The sequence below is a fragment of the Kitasatospora sp. A2-31 genome, assembly GCF_022288725.1.
GTDB lineage: Bacteria > Actinomycetota > Actinomycetes > Streptomycetales > Streptomycetaceae > Kitasatospora.
In genome coordinates this window covers 1-2,379 of record NZ_JAKNTA010000090.1, presented here as the reverse complement: position 1 = coordinate 2,379, position 2,379 = coordinate 1, and the positions used below count along the sequence as shown (strand labels likewise).

3 protein-coding genes are annotated in these 2,379 nt (G+C 73.7%); 1 reads left to right on the top strand and 2 read right to left on the bottom strand.

Annotation, left to right across the window (positions count from 1 at the left end; translation table 11 throughout):
- On the bottom strand, positions 1 to 818 hold an 818-nt coding region (locus tag MCM47_RS39760; protein ID WP_238951722.1), incomplete at its 3' end, for a MerR family transcriptional regulator.
- Positions 819 to 1,025: 207 nt separating this feature from the next.
- Entirely contained in the window at positions 1,026 to 1,358 is a 333-nt protein-coding gene (locus MCM47_RS39755) for a helix-turn-helix domain-containing protein (RefSeq protein ID WP_238864384.1), read from the bottom strand.
- A gap of 252 nt (positions 1,359 to 1,610) precedes the next feature.
- Here MCM47_RS39755 and MCM47_RS39750 point away from each other — a divergent pair.
- On the top strand, positions 1,611 to 2,379 hold a 769-nt coding region (locus MCM47_RS39750), incomplete at its 3' end, for an SDR family oxidoreductase (RefSeq protein WP_238864197.1).

Sequence of the window (2,379 nt, the reverse complement as noted above, 5' to 3'; positions counted from 1 at the left end):
CGAGCCCCCGGGTGGATGGCGGTGCGGTCGGGCCCCGGCCGGCCGGGACCGCTGCTGCGGCGGGCGTTGGCGCCGATGGCCGCACGGAGGTAGGCCGCCAGTCCCGGGCGCTGGTCGCCGACCGGAACGACCAGGGCGAAGGCCCGGGCGTCCGCCTCGTAGTCGTCGGCGATCCGGCAGTGCATCTCCGGTGGACACGGGGTGAACCAGCGGGCGATGTGCTGCCGGTGCTCCTCCGCCAGGTCGAGGACCCGCTCGCTGTCGGGGGCGGCACCGTCCGCGAAAGCCGCCAGCAGCCTCCGGCGCCAGATTGCGGCTTCGGCCATCAGCCGGCGCCAGTCCTCCTTGGAGTGGCCGGCGGCCCGTGCGAGCGCCTGCTGGTGGCCCTCCCGCTCGCCCCACTTGAGGTGGGCGTCGGTGGCGTAGCTGAGGTCGAAGACCACGTCGCCGAAGACCTCGAACCGCTCCTCGGGAGTCAGTTCGACGCCGGTGCGCTGGACTTCGATCGCCCGCTCGGCGACCTCGACCAGCTTCTGCAGCCTGGCGATCTGGTCGGTGAGGGCCTGGCGCCTGGCCCGCAGGTGGTCCAGTGCGGTGGCCTGCGGGTCGGCCAGGATGGCCGCGATCTCCTCCAGGGTGAAGCCGAGCTCACGGTAGAACAGGATCTGCTGGAGCCGGGCCAGGTCCGCACTGCTGTAACGGCGGTATCCCGCCGGGCTCCGCCCGCTGGGCGCGAGCAGCCCGGATCGGTCGTAGTGGTGCAGCGTCCGCACCGTGACCCCGGCGAACCCGGAAACCTGCCCGACCGACCAGCTCATTGCCGCACCCCGCACCCGTGTCCACGGCGTCCCGTCGCCGGCCGCCGCTCGTTCGCTCGCTCGCTCCCCAACGGTGCGCCCTGACGTGGGGTCAGGGTCAAGATTCGCAGGTCGGCGACCGCGCGGCGGCCGGACCGCGCCCCGACGGTGGCCGCACCGCGCCCCGGCGGCGGCCGGACCGCGCCCCGGCGGCGGCCGGTCGAGAGGTCAGCGGGCAGTCGTGTGGTCGTAGTCCTGGCGGGCCCGTTCGACGCGGTCCAGGTTGGCGGCCGACCACTCCACCAGGCTGGCGAACAGGGGCGCCAGGCTGCGGCCGAGTTCGGTGATCTCGTACTCGACCCGCGGCGGCACCTCGGCGTGGTACGTCCGCTGCACCAGGCCGTCGCGCTCCAGTTGACGCAGCCGCTGGGTGAGCACCTTGGGGGTGATCGCGGTGATCCGGCGCTGGAGCTCCACGTAGCGCTGGCGGCCGTGCTCGTTCAGCGCCCAGAGGATCGGGGTGGTCCAGCGGCTGAAGACCAGGTCCACCACCGGGCCGATCGGACACGCCTGGCCCGGGTCAGTCGATCCGTCGACCGCCGCCCGGTCCGCCTTCGGCCCGCCCGCCTTCCACCCGTCCGCCTCACCCACAGCGCTCCCCCTCCGAGCCGGGTCACTTTCCCCTAGGTACCTACTGTACGCAGGCTGTTAGCGTCTCCCTGTCGTCGCGAACGGGATCCTCCGCGATGACGTCAACTCTCCATTTCAACAGGCGAGTTCAATCGACTTCCACCGATGGACGGGACAGCTGTGATGATCGTTGTGACGGGTGCGACGGGCAATGTCGGGCGGCCGCTGGTGCAGGCTCTCGCGGCGGCGGGCGAGCAGGTGACGGCGGTCTCGCGGCGGCCTTCGGACGCCTCGCTCCCGGTGGGCGTGCGACATCACCCGGCCGACCTGACGGACGCCGCGAGCCTGCGGCCGGCCCTGGGCGGCGCCGAGGCGCTGTTCCTCCTCCTCTCCGGCGAGGTGCTGGCAGGTGCGGACCGTCAGAGCGCGGACGCGCTCCTCGACGCGGCCAGGGCGGCGGGGGTGCGCCGGGTGGTGCTGCTCTCCTCCCAGGTCTCCGGGACCCGGCCCGGATCCGTCTCGCACGCGCCACTGGTGGCGTACGAAGAGGCGGTCCGGGCGTCCGGGCTCGACTGGACGATCCTGCGGCCGAGCGGCTTCCACTCCAACGCCTTCGCCTGGGCCGAGCCGGTCCGGACCCGACGGACCGTGCCGGCGCCGTTCGGCGACGTGGCCCTGCCCACCGTGGACCCGGAGGACCTGGCAGCGGTGGCCGCGACCGTCCTGCGCGACGGGCACGCACACACCGGCCGGACCTACGTGCTGACCGGACCCGAACCGGTCTCCCCGCGCGAGCAGGCGCACGCCCTCGCGGCGGCCGTCGGCGAGCCGGTGCACTTCGTGGAGCTCGGCCGGGAGGCCGCTCGGGCACACCTGGTGCAGTTCATGCCGGAGCCCGTCGCCGACGGCACCCTCGACATCCTCGGCGAGCCGACCGACGAGGAGCGGCGGG